Source organism: Micromonospora polyrhachis, assembly GCF_014203835.1.
GTDB classification, from domain to species: Bacteria; Actinomycetota; Actinomycetes; order Mycobacteriales; family Micromonosporaceae; genus Micromonospora_H; species Micromonospora_H polyrhachis.
On record NZ_JACHJW010000001.1, the window covers coordinates 3,443,719 to 3,461,505 of the forward strand.

At 68.5% G+C, this 17,787-nt stretch carries 15 protein-coding genes and 1 pseudogene; 5 read left to right on the forward strand and 11 right to left on the reverse strand.

The window, feature by feature from the left end:
• Positions 1-10: 10 nt before the first annotated feature.
• The 6 genes from FHR38_RS14965 to FHR38_RS14990 all read right to left on the reverse strand — a co-directional run bounded on the left by FHR38_RS14965 (position 11) and on the right by FHR38_RS14990 (position 7,250).
• A complete protein-coding gene (locus FHR38_RS14965) occupies positions 11-1,174 on the reverse strand; it encodes a mandelate racemase/muconate lactonizing enzyme family protein (protein ID WP_184535251.1) in 1,164 nt (387 codons plus the stop codon).
• A gap of 35 nt (positions 1,175-1,209) precedes the next feature.
• On the reverse strand, positions 1,210-2,082 hold the full coding sequence (locus FHR38_RS14970; RefSeq protein WP_184535252.1) for a carbohydrate ABC transporter permease: 873 nt from the start codon (positions 2,080-2,082) through the stop codon (positions 1,210-1,212).
• Positions 2,076-3,044 carry a carbohydrate ABC transporter permease gene (locus FHR38_RS14975; RefSeq protein ID WP_221449029.1) on the reverse strand — a complete coding sequence of 323 codons (969 nt, stop codon included), beginning with the start codon at positions 3,042-3,044 and terminating at the stop codon, positions 2,076-2,078. The genes FHR38_RS14970 and FHR38_RS14975 overlap by 7 nt, the downstream gene beginning before the upstream one ends.
• 14 nt (positions 3,045-3,058) lie before the next feature.
• Positions 3,059-4,441 carry an ABC transporter substrate-binding protein gene (locus FHR38_RS14980; RefSeq protein WP_221449030.1) on the reverse strand — a complete coding sequence of 461 codons (1,383 nt, stop codon included), beginning with the start codon at positions 4,439-4,441 and terminating at the stop codon, positions 3,059-3,061.
• Between the two features lie 60 nt (positions 4,442-4,501).
• Entirely contained in the window at positions 4,502-5,629 is a 1,128-nt protein-coding gene (locus FHR38_RS14985; RefSeq protein WP_184535253.1) for a zinc-dependent alcohol dehydrogenase, read from the reverse strand.
• A 391-nt stretch (positions 5,630-6,020) separates the two neighbouring features.
• Positions 6,021-7,250: a serine hydrolase domain-containing protein gene (locus tag FHR38_RS14990; RefSeq protein ID WP_184535254.1), complete on the reverse strand. Its 1,230-nt coding sequence runs from the start codon at positions 7,248-7,250 to the stop codon at positions 6,021-6,023.
• Between the two features lie 360 nt (positions 7,251-7,610).
• On the opposite strand from FHR38_RS14990, the gene FHR38_RS14995 reads away from it, so the two are divergent.
• Entirely contained in the window at positions 7,611-8,336 is a 726-nt protein-coding gene (locus tag FHR38_RS14995; RefSeq protein ID WP_184535255.1) for a GbsR/MarR family transcriptional regulator, read from the forward strand.
• Positions 8,337-8,355: 19 nt separating this feature from the next.
• On the opposite strand, the gene FHR38_RS15000 is transcribed toward FHR38_RS14995, so the two are convergent.
• On the reverse strand, positions 8,356-8,964 hold the full coding sequence (locus FHR38_RS15000; protein ID WP_184535256.1) for a TetR/AcrR family transcriptional regulator: 609 nt from the start codon (positions 8,962-8,964) through the stop codon (positions 8,356-8,358).
• A 213-nt stretch (positions 8,965-9,177) separates the two neighbouring features.
• Entirely contained in the window at positions 9,178-9,621 is a 444-nt protein-coding gene (locus FHR38_RS15005) for a hypothetical protein (protein WP_184535257.1), read from the reverse strand.
• Positions 9,622-9,718: 97 nt separating this feature from the next.
• On the opposite strand from FHR38_RS15005, the gene FHR38_RS15010 reads away from it, so the two are divergent.
• Positions 9,719-10,681: a GlxA family transcriptional regulator gene (locus tag FHR38_RS15010; protein WP_184535258.1), complete on the forward strand. Its 963-nt coding sequence runs from the start codon at positions 9,719-9,721 to the stop codon at positions 10,679-10,681.
• 14 nt (positions 10,682-10,695) lie between these two features.
• Here the strand turns inward: FHR38_RS15010 and FHR38_RS15015 are convergent, their stop codons facing one another.
• Positions 10,696-11,553 (reverse strand): CPBP family intramembrane glutamic endopeptidase, encoded by an 858-nt coding sequence (locus FHR38_RS15015; RefSeq protein WP_184535259.1) that lies wholly within the window; start codon positions 11,551-11,553, stop codon positions 10,696-10,698.
• Positions 11,554-11,764: 211 nt separating this feature from the next.
• Here FHR38_RS15015 and FHR38_RS15020 point away from each other — a divergent pair, with 211 nt between their 5' ends.
• Entirely contained in the window at positions 11,765-12,661 is an 897-nt protein-coding gene (locus tag FHR38_RS15020) for a CPBP family intramembrane glutamic endopeptidase (RefSeq protein WP_312882154.1), read from the forward strand.
• 57 nt (positions 12,662-12,718) lie between these two features.
• Here FHR38_RS15020 and FHR38_RS15025 read toward each other — a convergent pair whose 3' ends face one another.
• Complete coding sequence (locus FHR38_RS15025) at positions 12,719-13,828, reverse strand: epoxide hydrolase family protein (protein WP_184535260.1); 1,110 nt, start codon at positions 13,826-13,828, stop codon at positions 12,719-12,721.
• Positions 13,829-13,891: 63 nt separating this feature from the next.
• Between FHR38_RS15025 and FHR38_RS15030 the strand changes: the two genes are divergently transcribed.
• Positions 13,892-14,863, forward strand: a complete 972-nt coding sequence (locus FHR38_RS15030; RefSeq protein WP_184535261.1) for a helix-turn-helix transcriptional regulator — start codon at positions 13,892-13,894, stop codon at positions 14,861-14,863.
• Positions 14,864-14,980: 117 nt separating this feature from the next.
• Here FHR38_RS15030 and FHR38_RS32220 read toward each other — a convergent pair.
• Positions 14,981-16,045, reverse strand: a pseudogene (locus FHR38_RS32220) (acyltransferase family protein); the annotation flags it as partial.
• Between the two features lie 204 nt (positions 16,046-16,249).
• On the opposite strand from FHR38_RS32220, the gene FHR38_RS15035 reads away from it, so the two are divergent.
• Positions 16,250-17,776 (forward strand): serine hydrolase domain-containing protein, encoded by a 1,527-nt coding sequence (locus tag FHR38_RS15035; protein WP_184535262.1) that lies wholly within the window; start codon positions 16,250-16,252, stop codon positions 17,774-17,776.
• The last annotated feature ends 11 nt before the right edge of the window (positions 17,777-17,787 follow it).

A 17,787-nucleotide genomic window follows, 5' to 3' on the forward strand; every position in this document is an offset into this window, starting at 1 on the left:
CGGTTTCCCCTCACACTCGCTGCACGGTCAGCTGGTCGATCGCCGCCCGGTCCAACGTGACGCCGAGGCCGGGCGCGGTCGGCAGCCGTACGACACCGGTGGCCGGGTCGGGCAGCAGCGGCTCGGCCAGCATCACCTGGAAGACCTCCGGCACGATGACCGGTGGGTCGTACGGGTACTCCAGCCATTCGCAGGACGGCAGGGATGCGCAGAGCTGGAGATTGCCGGCGACGCCCAGCCCGGTCGCCCACGCGTGCGGAATGATCCGCCGGTGCCGCGCGGCGACCATGGTGCCGAACTGCCGCAGGGCATGGATCTCCTCGCTCTCGTTGGCGTCGGGCTGGTAGATATCGAAGCAATCATCTTCCAGCAGTCGGACCAGTTCGGCGAAGCCCCGGTTGTGTTCGCCACCGGCGATCGGGATCGGCGACTCGGCGGTCAACCGGCGTTGCGCGCCGTAGTCGTGCCGGGGCAGCGGCTCCTCCAACCAGGCCACGTCCAGATCGGACAGCTCCCGGGCGGTGGTCAGGGCCCGCTCGTACGACCACATCAGCCGGCTGCCGTCCGGGGCGTACCGCCACCGGGAGGCCGCCTGGTTGGCGTCGACCGCGAGCATGACATCCGGGCCGACCGCCTCCCGGACGGCGGCGACCTGGCGCAGATCCTCGGCCACCGTTGCCGAGTGGACACGCAGTTTGATGCCCCGGAAACCGGCTGCCACCACCGCCAACGCGTCGTCGACCCGTTGCGCGGGGTCGCGTACCTCGCCGAAGCTGGCGTACGCCGGCACCTCGTCGGCGGTCCCGCCCCACAGTTGGTAGAGCGGCCGATCGCAGACCTTGCCGACCGCGTCCCAGACCGCGACACCGACCACCCACGGGCGGGGGAAGAAGTACTGCGCGACGTAGCGCAGCCGGTTGGCGATGTGTTCGGTGGCGAACAGGTCGTGACCGACCAGCAACGGCCGGATCACGTCCCGGATCGTGGCGAGCAGCAGCGGACCCGAGCCGTGCCCCATGTCGCCGCCGGACACCCCGACCACGCCGGAATCGGTCTCCACCTCGACGACCACCGCCGCCATCGTCCGGTGGGCACCCTCCGGTGCCCAGGACGGTACGAACGGCCGGGGGTAGGGGATCTCGATCAGCGAGGCACGGACGTCCCGAATCTTCATGCTTCCCGCCACCTTCTGGGGGTCGACCTTGGGCGTCAGCCCTTGGTCGCGCCCTCCGCCAAGCCCTTGATCAGCCACTTCTGCACGAACAGCGCGAACACCACCACCGGGATGACGGTCAGCGTGCCGACCGCGGTCAGCGGTCCCCACATCGCGCCCTGCTCGGTGTCGGCGGCCATTCCGGCGATGGCCACCGGGATCGTCGCCGCGTTCCGGTTGGTCAGGACCAGCGCGAAGAGCAGTTCCTCCCAGGCCAGGATGATGCTGAAGATCAGCGTCGAGATCAGCCCAGGCAGCGTGCAGGGCACGATGATCCGGAAGAACGCGCCGAGCCGGGAGGCGCCGTCCAGCATCGCCGACTCCTCCAACTCCTTCGGCAGAGCCATGAAGAACGAGCGCATCAGCCACATCACGTACGGGATCAGGAACGTGCAGTACGCGAGGATCAGCGTGATGTGCTGGTCGGTGAGGTTGAACCGGCGGGCGACCAGGAACATCGGTACGGCCAGGGCGATCGGCGGCACACCTCGCGAGGCGAGGATCAGCCCACCGATCAGGCCGCTGCCCCGGATCGGCAACCGGGCCAGCGCGTATCCGGCCATCGCCCCGGCGACGATCGACAACAGACCCGACCCGAGCGCGACGATGATCGTGTTGACCATTCGCGGGCCGATGTCGGCCTGCGTGAAGTAGCTGGTGTAGTTCTCCCAGGTGACGGTGCTGAGCCAGCGCGGCGGACTGGCGAAGATGTCCCGGGGCAGCTTCAGCGAGGTGCTGATCATCCACAGCACTGGGAACAGGAACACCAGCGTCGCGGCGATCGAGCCGCCGATCCGTAGTCCGCGTCCGAGCCGGCCGTGCCGGGACCGGCCGCGAGTGGCGGGTGCCGCCGCCGTCGTGGTCACCATCGCTTCTCCAGAAAACGGTTGAGACGCAGGAACAGGAAGGTCAGCAGCATGGTGATGGCGAGCACCAGGGTCGCCATCGACGATGCCGTGCCGAACTCCAGACCCCGGAACGCCTTCTCGTAGATGTAGAGGTTGACCACGTCGGTTGCCTGGCCCGGCCCGCCCTTGGTGGCGGCGAGCGCGATGTCGAACATCTTCACCGCGCCGAGCCAGCGCACGATGAACGCGGCGAGGATGACCGGCGCGAGCAGCGGCAGGGTGACCTTGCGCAGGGTGGCGAACCAGCCAGCGCCGTCGACCTTGGCCGCCTCGAACACGTCACCGGGCAGCGACATGATGCCGGCGGAGGCGATCAGTACGACGAACGGCGTCCACCGCCAGGTGTCGATGAGCACCAGGCTCACCATCGCCAGGGTGGGGTCGGCCAGCCAGTTGATCGGATCGATGCCGACCAGACCGAGCAGGTAGTTGACGAAACCCCACATCGGGTCGAGCAGCATCTTCCACACGCCACCGGCGACCACCGGGACGACCACCATCGGGATCAGGAAGAGCGCCCGCAGTACGCCCCGACCCCGCCACTCGGCGTTGAGCAGGAAGGCGATGCCGAAGCCCAGGATCATCTGCAACGGCAGTGCCAGCGCCAGGTAGACGCCGGTGACCTTCAGTGAGTTGAGGAACCCGGGATCCTCAAGCACGGTCCGGTAGTTGAGCCACCCCACGTTCTTGGCCGGGGTGAAGGTCGACAGGTCCAGCTCAGCGAAGCTGATCTGGATCGTGTAGAAGAGCGGGTAGGCCAGCACCGCCACCAGGATGATCAGCGCGGGGGCGAGGAACAGCCACCGTCCGCCGATGTCCTTCAGGCGGTCGCCGAGCGGCCGACGCCGAGGGGACATGTCCGCCGGGGCGGTGGGGGGCGCGACCGCGCTCCCCACCGCCTCCGTCTCAGTCTTGGTAGACACCTGATGCTCCGCGCTCAGTAGCCCTTGGACTTCAGCAACTTGTTGACCTCGTCCTCGGCGTTCTTCAACGCCTGCGCCGCGGTCACCTGCCCGGAGACCGCCAGGCTGTGCTGGGTCGCCAGGATCTGCTGGATGGCGTCGGACTCGGGGAGCTTCGGACGCCACATCTTGCCCTTGTCGATGGCGACGTAGCCGTCGGCGATGGCCTTGAAGACCGGGGTCAGCCAGGCCTGCTCCGGGGTGGAGGAGAGGGTCGACTTACGGGCCGGGAAGACGCCCAGGGTGTTGGCGTGCCACTTCTCGCCCTCCTTGGAGGAGAGCCACTGGAGCAGCGTCCAGGCCGCCTCGGCCTGCTTGCTCTTCTTCGCCACGGCGCCGGTCCACATGCCCCGGTGCGCGCCCGCGCTGGCCGTACCGACCGGCATCACCTGGATGCCGACCTCCTCCGGCTTGAGGGTGGTGGTCTTCGGGTCGATCGCGGTGCCCTTGTAGACGCTGCCCCACATGAACATGGTGGCCGTCTTGCCCTGCCGGAACGCCTCCAGCGGCTCGTTGAACTGGTAGGTGGCCGCACCGGGCGGGGCGTACTTGAGCAGGTCGATGTGGGTCTGCAGGGCGGCGACGCCCTCGGGGGTGTTGAACGTCGGCTTGTTGTTCTCGTCGAGGAGTTGGCCGCCGTTGCTGTTGAGGATGGTCTGCCAGATCGTCGGGGTCAGCGGGTCCTTGGTCCAGTAGGTGCCGACCGCCCAGGCGTCGGGCTTACCGTCGCCGTTGGTGTCCCGCACCAGCTTCGGAGCCTGCTCCAGGTACTGCTGCCAGGTCAGCTCCGGGGTCGGTGCCGCCAGGCCGGCCTTCGAGTAGAGCGTCTTGTTGTAGAACATCAGCAGCACGTTGGAGCGCAGCGGTACGCCGTACTGCTTGCCCTTCCATTCCCCGGCGGCCAGCGGCCCGGTGTTGAAGTCGTCCCAGTCGTAGTCGGACTTGGTGTACTTGCCCAGGTCACCCTTGAGGTCCGCCAGGCCACCGGTCTTCGCCAGCTGCGGGATCCACGGGTCGTCGGCGATGACGATGTCGTACGTCGGGTCCGGCGCGGTCAGCTCCAGCATCTCCTTGGCGAGCAGGTCGCCGTAGGGCACGCCGTCGATGGTGACCTTGATGTGCGGGTAGAGCTTGTTGAACTCCGGGACCATCTGCTCCTGCCACTGCCGCGCGAACGCGTCATTGGCGATCATTCGGATGGAGACCGGCTTCTCGGCGGTACCCACACCGCCGCCGGTGACCTCACCGTCGTCGCCGGAGCCGCAGGCGGCCAGGGACAGAGCGACGGTGGCGGCCAGGCCGCCCGCCAGAACCGCTCTGCGGGTCGTGCCGCGCGTGGCGCGGGGAAGGCTACGCACAGGTAACCCCTCTCAAGGGAATGGTTTTCACTGGGGGATGGGTGTTGCCCGGGCCGTCGTCTACCGGGACGGGTCGATGGCGATCTTCACGACATCGCTTCCGTTCAGCTGATAGCCCGTACTGAGTGATCGCAGTGCCAGCTCCACGTCCCGCAGCGGGACGCGGTGCGAGACCACCCGGGCGAAGGGCAGGGCGCCCCGTCCGAGGATCTCCAGGGCGCGCAGGTAACGCGCCTGCATGTCGGGACCGGCACCGTAGACACCGGCGATGGTGATGTCCCGCTTGAGCAGGTCGGTGTACGGGTTGAACGCCGTCGTCCCCCGGTCGGTGAAGTTGCCCAGCTCGGCGAGGGTGCCCCCGTCGGCGACGTAGCCGATCGCCTCGGCGAACCCGGCTGGGGAACCACTGCATCCGACGACAGCGGTCGCCCCGGTTCCGCCGAGCGCGTCGCGTACGGCCGCGTGTCGGGGTGCGCCGGGGTCGAGGGGACTGATGTCGACCACCGCGTCGGCACCCAGCTCCGCCGCGAGGGCGAGTCGGCTGGCGTTGCCGTCCACGGCGACTACTCGGGCGGCCCCGGCGGCGCGGGCGGCGGCGACGACCATCAGGCCGATGGCACCGACGCCCTGCACCACCACGGTCGAGCCGAGCCCGATGCCGGCCCGGTGGAGTCCGTGCAGGGCCACCGACATCGGTTCGGCCAGGATCGCGACCTCGGGCGGGAGTTCGGTCCGGTAGAAGACCGTCCCGGGGTTGGCGAGATGTAGGTATTCGGCGAATCCGCCGGTGAGTGACGGTCCGACTTCGACAGGTGACTTGAATCCGTACGATTGGGGTTTTTGTCGGCACTGGCCGGGGCGGCGCAGCACCACGCACTCGTAGCAGGTGCCGCAGCTCGTCGCCGGGAACACCCCGATCCGGTCACCGATCGTGACTGGCTGGCCGGCGAAGTCCCGGTCCAGACCGGGACCGAGGGCGGTGATGGTGCCGACGATCTCGTGCCCCAGTAGGGCCGGGAAGGTGATGCTCGGTAGGCGGCCGTGGAAGACGTGGGCGTCGGTGCCGCAGATGCCACACAGCTCGACCCGGATCACCGCTTCGCCGGGGCCGGGGGTGGGTACCGGGTAGTCACGGATCTCCACCGGTCCGCCGGGGCCGGTGACGATCGCCGCGCGGGAGGTTGCCATCACCATCGCCTCCGCCTCTCACTCCGGTTCTACATTCTGGATTCCATAGAATGTGGAGACCGTAACGTGCCGGCAATAAACTGTCTACCCCCGGGTTCACGCCAGTTGGTGCAGCTCAGGGTGGTGCAACCGGGTTCAGGGGTGCCGTCGAGGCGGGCATGGAACCCTCCGCGAGGTGTCCGGCCCGACGCCGGCGGGCGGATGCGCAGCCGCTTGGGGACGCACCTACCGGCCGGGCCCGCCGAATGCGGCGGGGCCCGGCATGCCCGTACTGGCGGGGCAGATATAGCTGAACGGACGGATGGCGTAACGGGCTCCTGCCGGGCCCCGGGGGACTTTGCATGCCCCGGTCGCGGTCAGCACACTCGTACTGGCGCCGGCCGGCTCGGTGTCAGTCGTCGAGCGCCTGGTAGAGCGTGGTCCAGAAGTCGTGGATGAGCCGCGCCGAATCCGGAGTGGACATCCCGACCTGGGTGAGCAGGAGTCCGGTGAGCTGCTTGTCCGGGTCGGCGTAGGTCGAGGTGCCGCTGCCGCCGTCCCAGCCGAACTGGCCGATGGAGGCGTAGTCACCGCGATAGGTGCGTACCGCCATTCCGAAGCCCCAGCCGCCGTGTTGCCCCTGGCCATGCGACACGTGGACGTTGTTGGTGGCCATCGCGTTGCGGGCGGCGTTCTGCTCGGGCGTGAGGCGGTTGGTGGTCATCAGCTCGACCGCAGGCCGGGACAGGATTCGTTCGGTTCCGTGCATACCGTGGTTGAGCAGCATCCGGAAGTAGGCGTGGTAGTCGTCGACGGTGGAGGTCAGTCCACCCCCGCCGCCCTGGAACGCCGGAGGCTTGCTGTGGCGTCCCCCCTCGGCCTCGTCCCAGACGAGGAACTCTCCGGTCTGCGGATGGGGGGCGTAGAGGGGCGGCAGTCGATGGATCTCGTCGGCGGGTACGTGGAAACCGGTGTCGGTCATGCCCAGCGGGTCGAAGATGCGTTCGCGCAGGAACGTCTCGAACGACTGGCCGGTGACCCTGGCCACGAGCACGCCGATCAGATCGTCGCTGATCTGGTAGTGCCAGTGTTCTCCGGGCTGGTGCATCAGCGGAAGCGTGCCGAGGCGGCGCATCCACTCATCCGGTTCGGGCGTCGGCTCGGGCAGATTGGGCGTGAGTCCCTGCTCGAAGATCGCGTTCATGATCGGGGTGCCCAGCGACGCCATGTCCATGCCGAGCCCGAATGTGGCGGTCAGCAGGTCCCGCACGGTGATCGGCCGCCGTGCCGGCACCGTGTCGTCCAGCGGGCCGTCGATGCGCTTGAGCACCCGTCGGTCGGCGAGTTCGGGCAGCCACTGCTCCACCAGATCGTCCAGCCGCAGCCGGCACTCGTCCAGCAGGACCATCGCCGCCGCCACCGCGACCGGCTTGGACGTGGAGGCCATCCGGAAGATCGTGTCCCGGCGCATCGGCGGGCCACCGTCGTGGCGCATCGTGCCGATCGCTTCGACGTGGGTCTCCTCGCCCCGACCAACCAGGGCGACCAGCCCGGGGATCTTCCCCGACTCGACATGGCGGGCCAGCACGTCGTGCAGCCTCCGTAGCCCGGTTTCGGAGAAGCTGCGGTTGCCAGTTTCCATGTCTCTCCTTGCACACAGTGTTCGATCTGCGAGATCCGTTCCCGCGTGCCCTCCATGGCGATGGAGAGCAGGAGCGCGTCATCGGATCCTCGCTACGGTGCGCCGGCACCTCGCGAACGTTCGGGAATTGCTGAACATCGGAGACAGTACGTTGCGTTTACGAAATCGTCAACATGAAAACTGGACGGCCTCGCTTGTAGGACGGTGTTTCTTGCTTGACATTGCAATGGACGTGGCGCTGAATGCAATGGATGGGACGGATGAATATTGCAATGAGATGCGAGTGAACGCATACTGTGCAGGAGAGTGGGCCGGGGCGGACAAGCTTCGCGCCGGTCGACAGAGAGGAGTCACGCGCCGATGCCCGGGGGCAGACTGACCAGCCAGGATCGACAGCACATCGGCGTGTGGCTGGCCGAGGGGCTCGGATACGCAGAGATCGGTCGACGCCTGGAGCGCCCCGCCTCGACCATCATGCGCGAGGTCGCCCGGAACGGCGGACCCGACGACTACCGGGCGGACCGGGCGCACGAGGCCACCCGGCATCGTGCCCGCCGACACAAGCAGGCTCCGGCTGCCCCGTCATCGATGCCCGACAGCGGCCATGGACGCGATCCACAGGCGGTCGAGGACTTCACGGAGTCCTTTACCGATCTCCTCGTGCAACAGGGGCTGCCCCGGATGGTGGCCCGGGTGCTGGCCTGCCTGTACGTCACCGACTCCGGCAGCCTCACCGCTGCTGACCTGGTCCAGCGTCTTCGAGTCAGCCCGGCGTCGGTGTCACACGCCGTTGCCTTTCTCGAACAGCAGGGAATGGTCGAGCGGGAACGAACGCCCGGCGGACGCCGCGAACGCTATGCCATCGGCGATGAGGTCTGGCTTCCGTCTCTCCTTGCCTCGCTGAAGATGAACGAGGCCCTGGTGGCCGCATCGCAGCGTGGAGCCGAGATTCTCGGGACCACCACCCCGGCGGGTGCCCGCTTCGAGTCCTCCGCCGAACTTCTGCTCCTCGTGAGTGAGGCATTCCGGCAGGTCATGGAGCAGTGGCGGCAGAACCTGGCCGCCCGGAACGCCGGGTCGGATTAGCGGTCGCTCCGTACCCGGCTCAGGGGCGGTCGCTGGCCGTTCCAGGGTGACCCTCCCGGCCCAGATACGGGGCGAGCAACTCCCGAGCGCGGTCCCGCATGGCTGCCTCGTCCGCGCCCGACTCGATCATCCGGGATGCGGCGTAGACGACCGCGTTGATCATCTCTGCGGTGCTGGCCGGATCGGTCGCGCCCTGGTCGGTGAGGGCACCGACCAGGGGCGTGAGTAGTTGTTCGTGCATGACGCGACTGTTGTGGTCCAGTTCTTCGCCGGGAGCGGTGGCGGCCAACGCTCGGGCGATCGCATGTTCGCCCTCAGCGACCAGGACCAGGTTCGTGTCCACGTACGCGAGCACCCGGTCTCCCGGGTCGGTCAGCGCGCCCATCGCTTCGGTGACCCGGCTCGACCAGCGGGGAAAAACGTCCTCGATCAGCGCTCCGAGCAGGTCCTGTCGGGACCGGAAGTACTGGTAGACCGAGGAGCGGGCCAGACCGGCCCGGGCGGCGACGGTGGCCAGCGCGGGGGGCTGGTCGCCGTTCTCGGCGAGGACGGCCCGGGCGGCGTCCAGCAGGGCCCGGCGCTGCGCGGCACGGTGCTGCGCGACGGTCGGGGCGCTGATCCGTGGCACGAGCCCTCCTGCACTGGTCGTCCGGACCGTCAGACGTGGTACGGCCCGGTACCCGCGTCGTCGCGGGCCGCTCTCACCGTAGCGACCGGGTGGCCGGCCCACCGCCCGGCCACCCGTCGGACCGAGTCGACGGGGTGGACCGGGTGGACCGGAGCGGTGCGGTGGGTCGGTTCGACGGTGGTGGGTCGGTTCGACGGTGGTGGGTCGGATCGGTCAGCCGCCCAGCCGGATGACCGCGTACCCGAGGATAAGGATGCCGAAGATCATGTCAACGATCGTGCACCACTCCGAGTACCAGCGGGCGACCACCTGGTTGGCCCGGTAGTGCACGAGATCCCACACCCCGTGCAGGAACCACGCCGCACCCGCCAGCCAGATCGCCACGTCGGACTGCCAGTACGCGCTGATTACCGCGATCGCTCCGAAGAGTGCGACGCCGATGAGTTGTAGGCCGATCCACTGCCGGCGTACCAGAGCCATGACGAGGTAGACGCCCGCCAAGAACAGGAAGATCCAGCCCATAGGCGGGTTGTCGCCCCAGGGCGGCAGTCCGATGAGCAGTACGGTGCCGATCGCGGCGATCGAGACGAGCAGGTGCCGCAGCCAGGGACGGGACATGGCCTTGCCAGGGGAAGCCGAATTGGCGGTAGTGGTCATGCCACTCACGGTCCATCCAGGAAGTACGAAACCCCACGACGCCGCCCAGTCGTGTCCGGAAACCTGCGAACCCTGTCCGAGGGGCTAACCTGGATCGATGGCTGACCGTCGGGTGGTGGTTGTCGGATACGACGCCGCCGAACTGCTGGATATCGCCTGCGTTACGTCGACCTTTGCGGGTGCGAACCGGCTGGGTGCCGATCCGCCGTACCAGGTGCGGCTGGCGACCCCGGGCGGACGGCCGATCACCTGCGACTCCGGGCTGGTCCTCGCTGCCCAGGAGACGCTGGAGCGGGTCAAGGGGCCGATCGACACCCTCGTCGTCTCCGGTGGTACCGGCCACGAGTGCTCGGCAGCCGACGAGCGCCTGGTCGGACACGTACGCCGGTTGGCGCGGGAGAGCCGACGGGTGGCCTCGCTCTGCACCGGGGCGACCGTACTCGCTGCTGCCGGTCTGCTCGACGGTCGCCGGGCGACCACACACTGGCACTATGCGGCCCGGCTCGCGGCGCAGTACCCGCAGGTCGACGTCGACTCCGCGCCGATCTTCATCCGGGACGGGGTGGTCGCCACCGCCGCCGGGGTGACCAGTGCGTTGGACCTGACGCTGGCGTTGATCGAGGAGGACCATGGGGCCGAACTGGCGCGTTGGGTGTCCCGCGTCCTGGTCACCTATCTACAGCGGCCGGGCAATCAGGCGCAGATGAGCATGTTCACCGCCGCGCCCGCTCCGCGTACCAGCCTGGTCCGGGACACCGTCGACCACGTGACCGGAAATCTGGCCGGTGACCTGCGCACGACGGCGTTGGGCTGCCGGCTCTCGGTGAGCGCCCGCCACCTCACCCGGCTCTTCGTCGCCGACATCGGGCAGACGCCCGGCCAGTTCGTCCGGGCCACCCGGGTGGCCGCCGCCGCGCAACTGCTCAGCACCACCACGCTGCCGGTGGCGGCGGTCGCGAAGCGGTGCGGATTCGGTACGTCCGAAGCCCTGCGGCAGGCGTTCACCGACCAGTACGGCACCTCGCCGACCCGGTTCCGGCTGGCCATGTCGCGTACCTGATGGGTTTGACCTGTTCAGTGGAGCAGGACCGGGATCAGGGGCAGCGAGTTGACCGCGCCGTGTACGACGATCAGTGCCCAGGCGTTGCGGTACCGGGCCCAGAGATAGCCGACGAGGAGCCCGAACCCGCCGTTCCAGACAATGATCGTGGCCAGCACCACCCAGTGTGGACCGTCGCCGATCCGGGACAGGTGCATGGCGGCGAAGAGCAGCGAGGTGACCATGATCGCCGGCCACCGGCCCAGGACCGCCTCCAGCCGGGTCTGGAGCAGCACCCGGTAGAAGATCTCCTCGGCCACGCTCGCCGTCAGGAAGGTCAGCACCATGGCGGTGATCAGGAACCCGGTGTCGTACTGCTCGTAGTCGGACATGTCCCGGTCACCGGCGAGCGGGCTGTAGTAGAGCAGATATCCCCAGGCCAGGACGGCGGGGATCGGCCCGAGCCAGTATGCCCAGCGGGGCATTGCCGAGCGTTGGGCGGCGGCACCGGCCGACGGTGCCCGCCAGATTCGTAAGGCCAGCCACGAGCCGCCCAGCAGCACTGTCACCTTCACCAGGCCGTACCAGTCGCCGAGATCGACGACGAGTACGACCAGCGCGAACAGGACCGCGATCGCGGTCAACACCCAGCCCTGTCGAGCCACCGCCGGCCGGTCCGACCCGGTCAGCGGAGGCAGCACCGGCAGCCGGGCCGGGACCAGCCGGATCAGCACCATCGCCACCACGATCGGCAGCAGTGCGGTGACCAACGCGGTCGGCGGGGACTCCGCATCGGCCGAGGTGCGGATCTCGGTACGTCCGGAGAACAGCAGCGCTGCCAACGCCGTACTGAAGACCAGTAGGCCGGTGCCGAACAGGATTCGCGATCGCATCATCCGAGCGTGGCAACCGGATCAGCGTCGATCATCCGCGCCGAGACCGATGTTGGGATACCTACTTCGACGGACGTGGCAAGGACCGTAGCGCCTGTTCCATGACGGTAGGCCCAGCCATACCCCCGGTTCGGGTACTGCGGGTAGTGCCTGCGGGGCGGGTCAACTGGTGTCCTGGCCGGGTGAATCAGTTCAACCACGAGGTACAGCCGTGACCTCGCAGAAAAAGGGGCTCCTGGTATTCCTGGCGATTTCCTTTGGCGGCGCCTGGTCCTATCTGCTTGTCGCCCGGATGGTCTTCGACTGGTCGTTGGTCAACGCGCTGGTGCAGCTCCCCTTCGCCTTCGCGCCCGCCATCGCGGCGGTGGTCGTACGCCGTTGGGTCACCCGGGAGGGGTTCGGCGATGCCGGCCTCGCCCTGCGCCTGAGGCGGAGCTGGCCCTACTACCTGCTGGCCTGGTTCGGCCCGCTGTTGCTGGTCGCGGCGACGGTCGGGCTGGCCGGTGTGCTCGGATTGTGGGACGGGGATCTGTCCGCTCTGGACGACCTGGTGCCGGGTCTGCCCGGCTGGGTCGCCCTGCTCGCGCTGATGGCGGGGGTGCTCCTGCTCACGCCCTTCTACTGGGGCGAGGAGTTCGGCTGGACCAGCTATCTCCGGCTGCGCATATTCGTGGATCGGCCTCTGCTGTCGGTGACGGTGACCGGGCTGGTCTGGGCGGTCTGGCACTATCCGCTGGCGTTCCTTGGCTACATCGAGTTCGACAACGTACCGCTCGGGTTGTTGGCCTGGACCGTTTCGTTCCTGTGCCAGGAGATGATCCTGGCCTGGCTCCGGCTACGCAGTGACAGCATCTGGGTGCCGAGTCTGGCGCATGCCGGAAACAACATGGTCCTCGCGATGCTCACCGGAATGCTGCTGGCCGGCGGCGGAAAGATCGACGAGGTCGGCCTGATCCTGTTGGCGGCGGTGCCGATGGCCGCGATCTGCATCTGGCTGCTGGTCAGTGGGCAGTTCACCCGGCACTTCAGCCGGCAGGTCAGTCGGATCCAGGTCGTCGACGATCGGACCGGGCGCGGCAAGCCGGTCGAACTGGCGGAAAGACACTGAACAGCCGGTGAGGCCGGACCCGCGATCGCGGGTCCGGCTCCACCGGAGCAACATCGGTCAGCGCAGTTTGCCGTAGAAGGTACGCAGGTCGGTGGTGAGCGCGTCCGGCGCGAGGTGCGCGGCGTAGTGGCCGCCCTGGTCGTACGAGTTCCAGTGCGTGATGTTCTTGTGGTCGCGCTCGGCGAAGGTGCGCATGGAGACGAAGTCACCGGCGAACATCGTCAGGCCGAGCGGGACCGTCGTCGGCTCCTTCGGGGCCTCGGCCTTGGCGTCCTCGTAGTAGAACCGGGTGGCCGAGGTGGCGGTGCCGGTCAGCCAGTAGAGCATCGTGTTGGTCAGGACGAAGTCGGCGTCGACGTCGTCGCCGAAGAGCTGCGAGTTCCAGCCGAGCAGCCCGGCCGGCGAGTCGAAGATCGCGTACGACAGGGTCTGCGGCTGCTGCGAGTGCAGGATGTTGAACGACATCTTGTTGTCGTTGAACCACTGGAGCACTTCCAGCCCCTTCAGCTCCTCCGGGGTGATCTTCTCGAATTCGGCCGGGTCGCCGGAGGGGAACGAGTAGATCTGCGTGACGTGCACACCGACGACGTGCTCGGGGTCGATCCGGCCCACCTCGGGGGAGACGAACGAGCCACCATCGTTGCCGACCGCGCCGTACCGGTCGTAGCCGAGTCGACGCATCAGCTCCGCCCACGCCTTGGCGGTGCGGTACCGGTTCCAGCCCCGCTCCTTCGTGGGGCCGGAGAAACCGAAGCCGGGCAGGGACGGGATCACCAGGTGGAACGCCTGCTCCCCGTCGGCCGGGTTGGTGAGCGGCTCGATGACGTTCAGGTATTCCACGATCGAGCCCGGCCAGCCGTGCGTGAGGATCAGCGGCAGGGCGTCCTCACGGGTGGAGCGGACGTGCAGGAAGTGGATGTTCTGTCCGTCGATCTCGGTGGTGAACTGCGGGTACTGGTTGAGCTTCGCCTCCCAGGCCCGCCAGTCGTACCCGGAGCGCCAGTAGTCGGCCAGCTTCTTGACGTACCCCACCGGAACGCCGTAGTCCCAGCCGACGCCGGGGATCTCGTCCGGCCAGCGGGTGTCGTCGAGCCGGCGGTACAGGTCGTCGAGGTCGGCCTGCGGAACGTCGATGCGGAACGGCTTGATCTCGGTGTTTGCGCTCATGGCAGGAACACTACGGACCCTTCCGGACAGGTTCTGTCCTGAAGTCCTGGCAGACTGAAAAACATGTTGGAGACCTCGGCGCGGCTGCTGCGCCTGCTGTCGTTGTTGCAAGCCCGGCGGGACTGGCCCGGTGCCGCCCTCGCCGAGCGGCTGAACGTGAGCGAACGGACCGTACGCCGAGACGTCGACCGGCTACGCGACCTCGGCTATCCGGTGAACGCGACCCGGGGCACCGACGGTGGTTACCGCCTGGGCGCCGGCACCGCCATGCCGCCGCTGCTGCTCGACGACGAAGAGGCGGTGGCGGTGGCGGTCGGGCTACGTACGGCGGCCGGTGGCACCATCGCCGGCATCGAGGAAACCTCGGTACGCGCGCTCGCCAAGCTCGAACAGGTGCTGCCCGTACGGCTCCGACACCGGGTCAACGCGGTGCAGACGTACACCGAACCGGTGCCGGCGGACCGGCCGGGCCCGGTGGTGGACCCGGCCGTGCTGACCGTGCTCGCGTCGGCCTGCCGGGACCGGGACCGGCTCCGGTTCGACTACCGCGCACACGACGGGTCGGCGGCGGTCCGGGCCGTCGAGCCGTACCGGTTGGTGTCCTGGGGACGCCGCTGGTATCTCGTCGCCTGGGACGTCGACCGCGAGGACTGGCGTACCTTCCGGGTGGACCGCATCCAACCGCGCACCCCCACCGGTCCGCGCTTTCCACCCCGCGATCCGCCCGAGGGCGGGGCCGCCGCGTACGTTGCCCGGGGTGCTTCGGCCGCCGCCTGGCGATACCGGTCGCGGGTCGTCGTGCACGCCCCCGCTGAGGTGGTGACCAGCCGGATCAACCCTGCCGTCGGTGTGGTGGAGGCGGTGGACGAGCACACGTGCGTCCTACACACCGGCGCGGACCGGTTGGACAATCTCGCGGTGCACCTCGGTCTGCTCGACCTCGACTTCGACGTCACCGAGCCGCCGGAACTCGTCGCGCATCTGCGGACCCTGGCCGCGCGCTACGCCCGGTCCACTCCCGACGCGGACCGGTAGCGGGCGCCCGACGTTGGCCGCTAGCAGCTCCCCGTTGCCGACCTCCACAGGCCGTCCGACGACTGCCGGTTGCCGGTTACCGGTCTGCTCGAACCGGCGGACCGCGAGGACCAGGGCGGCCAGCGTGGCGGCCAGCACCGGGAACCAGCCGAGCCGGGCCAACACCCAGTTGCCACTCGTCGGCGCGTCACCCATCCCGGGGAACGAACCCACCCGGCGGGTGGCCTCGGCGACCACCACCAGCGCGGTGTTGTGCCAGCAGAAGATGCTCATCGCACTCACGTTGAGCGCGGTGACGATCGCCCACGGGGTCGGGCGGCGCAGCAGTCGCTCGAACCGGTCCCGCAGCAGCAGTGCGGCCCCGATCTGGGCCAGCGCCAGCGCCGGCACCAGCAGCGACGGCGGGTTGGAGTTCGACCGGTCACTGCCCGGCACGCTCACGACGCTGATCGGATAGCGCGCCACGATCAGCAGGAACGCGAACAGGGCGACACCGCCGGCCAGCATCGACCAGGCCGCGCGCCGGCCAAGCCGGTTGTGTGCCCAGGCGATGCCGAGCAGGTAGGCGAAGCCCCAGGCGGGCAGTGTGGTCAGGTAGCCGAACCAGCCGGGCACCAGGTCCTGGCCGGGGCCGTACCGCACCAGATCCACCACCGCGACCGCGCCGACGCCGGCCAGCGCCGCGCGGACGCCGTACCGCTGGTCCAGCCGCATCAGGTACGGCGTGAGCATGGTGATCACCGCGTAGACGCCGATGAACCAGAGTGGCTGGAAGAAGAGCACCACCAGGGTACGTAGCGTGCCGCTGGGCATCCCGCCGATCGCGGCCCCCGCCAGCAGTACGGCCATGAGGCCGATTCCGACCAGCACCGGTGTGCCCAACCGGCGCATCCGTACGCCGATCCAGGCCCGATCCGACTGGCCGCGTTGCCGGGCCCGGGTCAGACTGCGGGCGCACGAATAGCCGCCGACGAGGAAGAAGATGCCGAGCATCTGCAACATCCAGGTCGACGGTTGCAGCCAGGACAGATAGCGCATCGGGCTGTCGATCCGCAGCGCCCCGGTCTGGTCGGCGACCAGCGCCCCGACCAGCCAGTGCCCGCCGACGACACCAAGGATCGCCAGCGCCCGCAGTCCGTCCACCACCCTGTCCCGGTCCATCCGAGCCTCCCCATTCGGCATGCCAACGACGCTAGGAATTTCGGCGGCTCGGAACGATCCCGCTCACCAGCCAATCGCTGGTGGGGCCTACCCCACCCCTAGGGGGACGGCTGGCCGGTGGTTACTGACGAAAGTTGGGGCGACTGCTGACGATCGGGCCCTGTCCCGCTGCTCCGGGCTTCATAGCGTGGTGAACATCTGACCGGCTGGTACGGGAGCAACTCGATGAGCAGGAAATTTGTTGGCGCGCTGGCGGCCCTGGTGGCGTCGGCGGCGGCGGTCGGTACGGTTGCGATGCCTACTGTGGCGTACGCCGAGACGGGTGGGATCGATCCAGCCGCGGTCGAGCACTACGTCACGGAGTACGCGGAGCGGGCCGCCTATCCCGGCGTGGCGGTCGCCATCACCCGGGGCGACACGGTGTTGCTGACCGCCGGTTACGGTCACGACTCGGCGGGGGCCGCGATCACGGCGGCCACGCCGATGCCGGTGGCCTCGGTCAGCAAGTCGTTCACGGCGCTGGCGGTGCTGCAACTGGTCGAGGCGAAGAAGGTGGCCCTCGACGCGCCGGTGCGCGACTACCTACCGGAGTTCCGGATCGCCGACCCGCGCGGTGAGCGGATCACCGTACGGCAGTTGTTGAACCAGACGTCTGGGCTGACTGACGGCACGCATCCGGAGAAGAGCCTGCCGCAGCCGGACTCCCTGGCGGGGGCGGTCAGCCGGGCGCGTACCGCGAAGTTGGCGGTCGAACCGGGGACGAAGCATTACTACACAAACACGAACTTTCACATCGCGGCTCGCCTGGTGGAGGTCGTCGCCGGTGAACCGTTCGGTGACTACCTGCGCCGGCACGTCCTGGAACCGGCGGGGATGCGGGCGAGCGTCACGATCGACAAGGCCCCGGGTGACCTGCCGACCAACCTGGAGAAGGGCTACGTCTACGCGTACGGGGCGTCGATTCCGACCACGGAGCCGAACCGCTTCGTCAACGGGTCGGATGGGCTGATCACGACCGCCGAGGACATGGCCCGGTGGCTGATCGTGCACAGCAACGGTGGAAAGTCGGCTAGCGGCGAGCAGCTCATAACGCCGGAGAGCATCAAGATGATGCACACCTCGTCGGATCCGAGGTGGACCTACGGGCTGGGCTGGGACACCGAGGCTGGTGGCCGGGTGCGGCACAGCGGAATCTGGTTCACCCACACGGCAGGCCAACTGCTGCTGCCCTCCGGTCATGGCATCGCGGTGATGACCAACAGTGGCATCGGCCTGGGCAACGAGGGCACCAACGAACTCGTGAACGGCCTGGCGACGATCGTGCAGGGCGGTACGCCTTCGGTGGGGGCACCGATTCGACTGATCATCGATGTCGTACTCGGTGGTCTGGCGCTGCTCAGCCTGGCTCTGGGGATCCGGACGCTGCGACGGGTGCCGGTCTGGGCGCGGCGGCTGGCGGACCGCCCGATCTGGCGTCTCGCCCTGCGGCTGCTGCCCCGGTTCGTCCCGCTCGCCTTCCTGATCGCGATGCCGACGTTGCTGGGCCTGCTCTTCGCCGGTGGACGGGACCTGACCCACTTCCAACTCCTGCACTACTCGGTCGCGTTGACCGTGTGGCTGGTGGTGGCATCCCTGATGGGGGTGAGTGTGACGGTGGCCCGGGTCACCGCCGTCCTGCGGCTACGTAGGGCGCGGGTCGGCCGGGTCGACTGTGACGTGGACCGCATCGAGGAACATCGGGCTCCGGTCTGAACTTGAGTCTT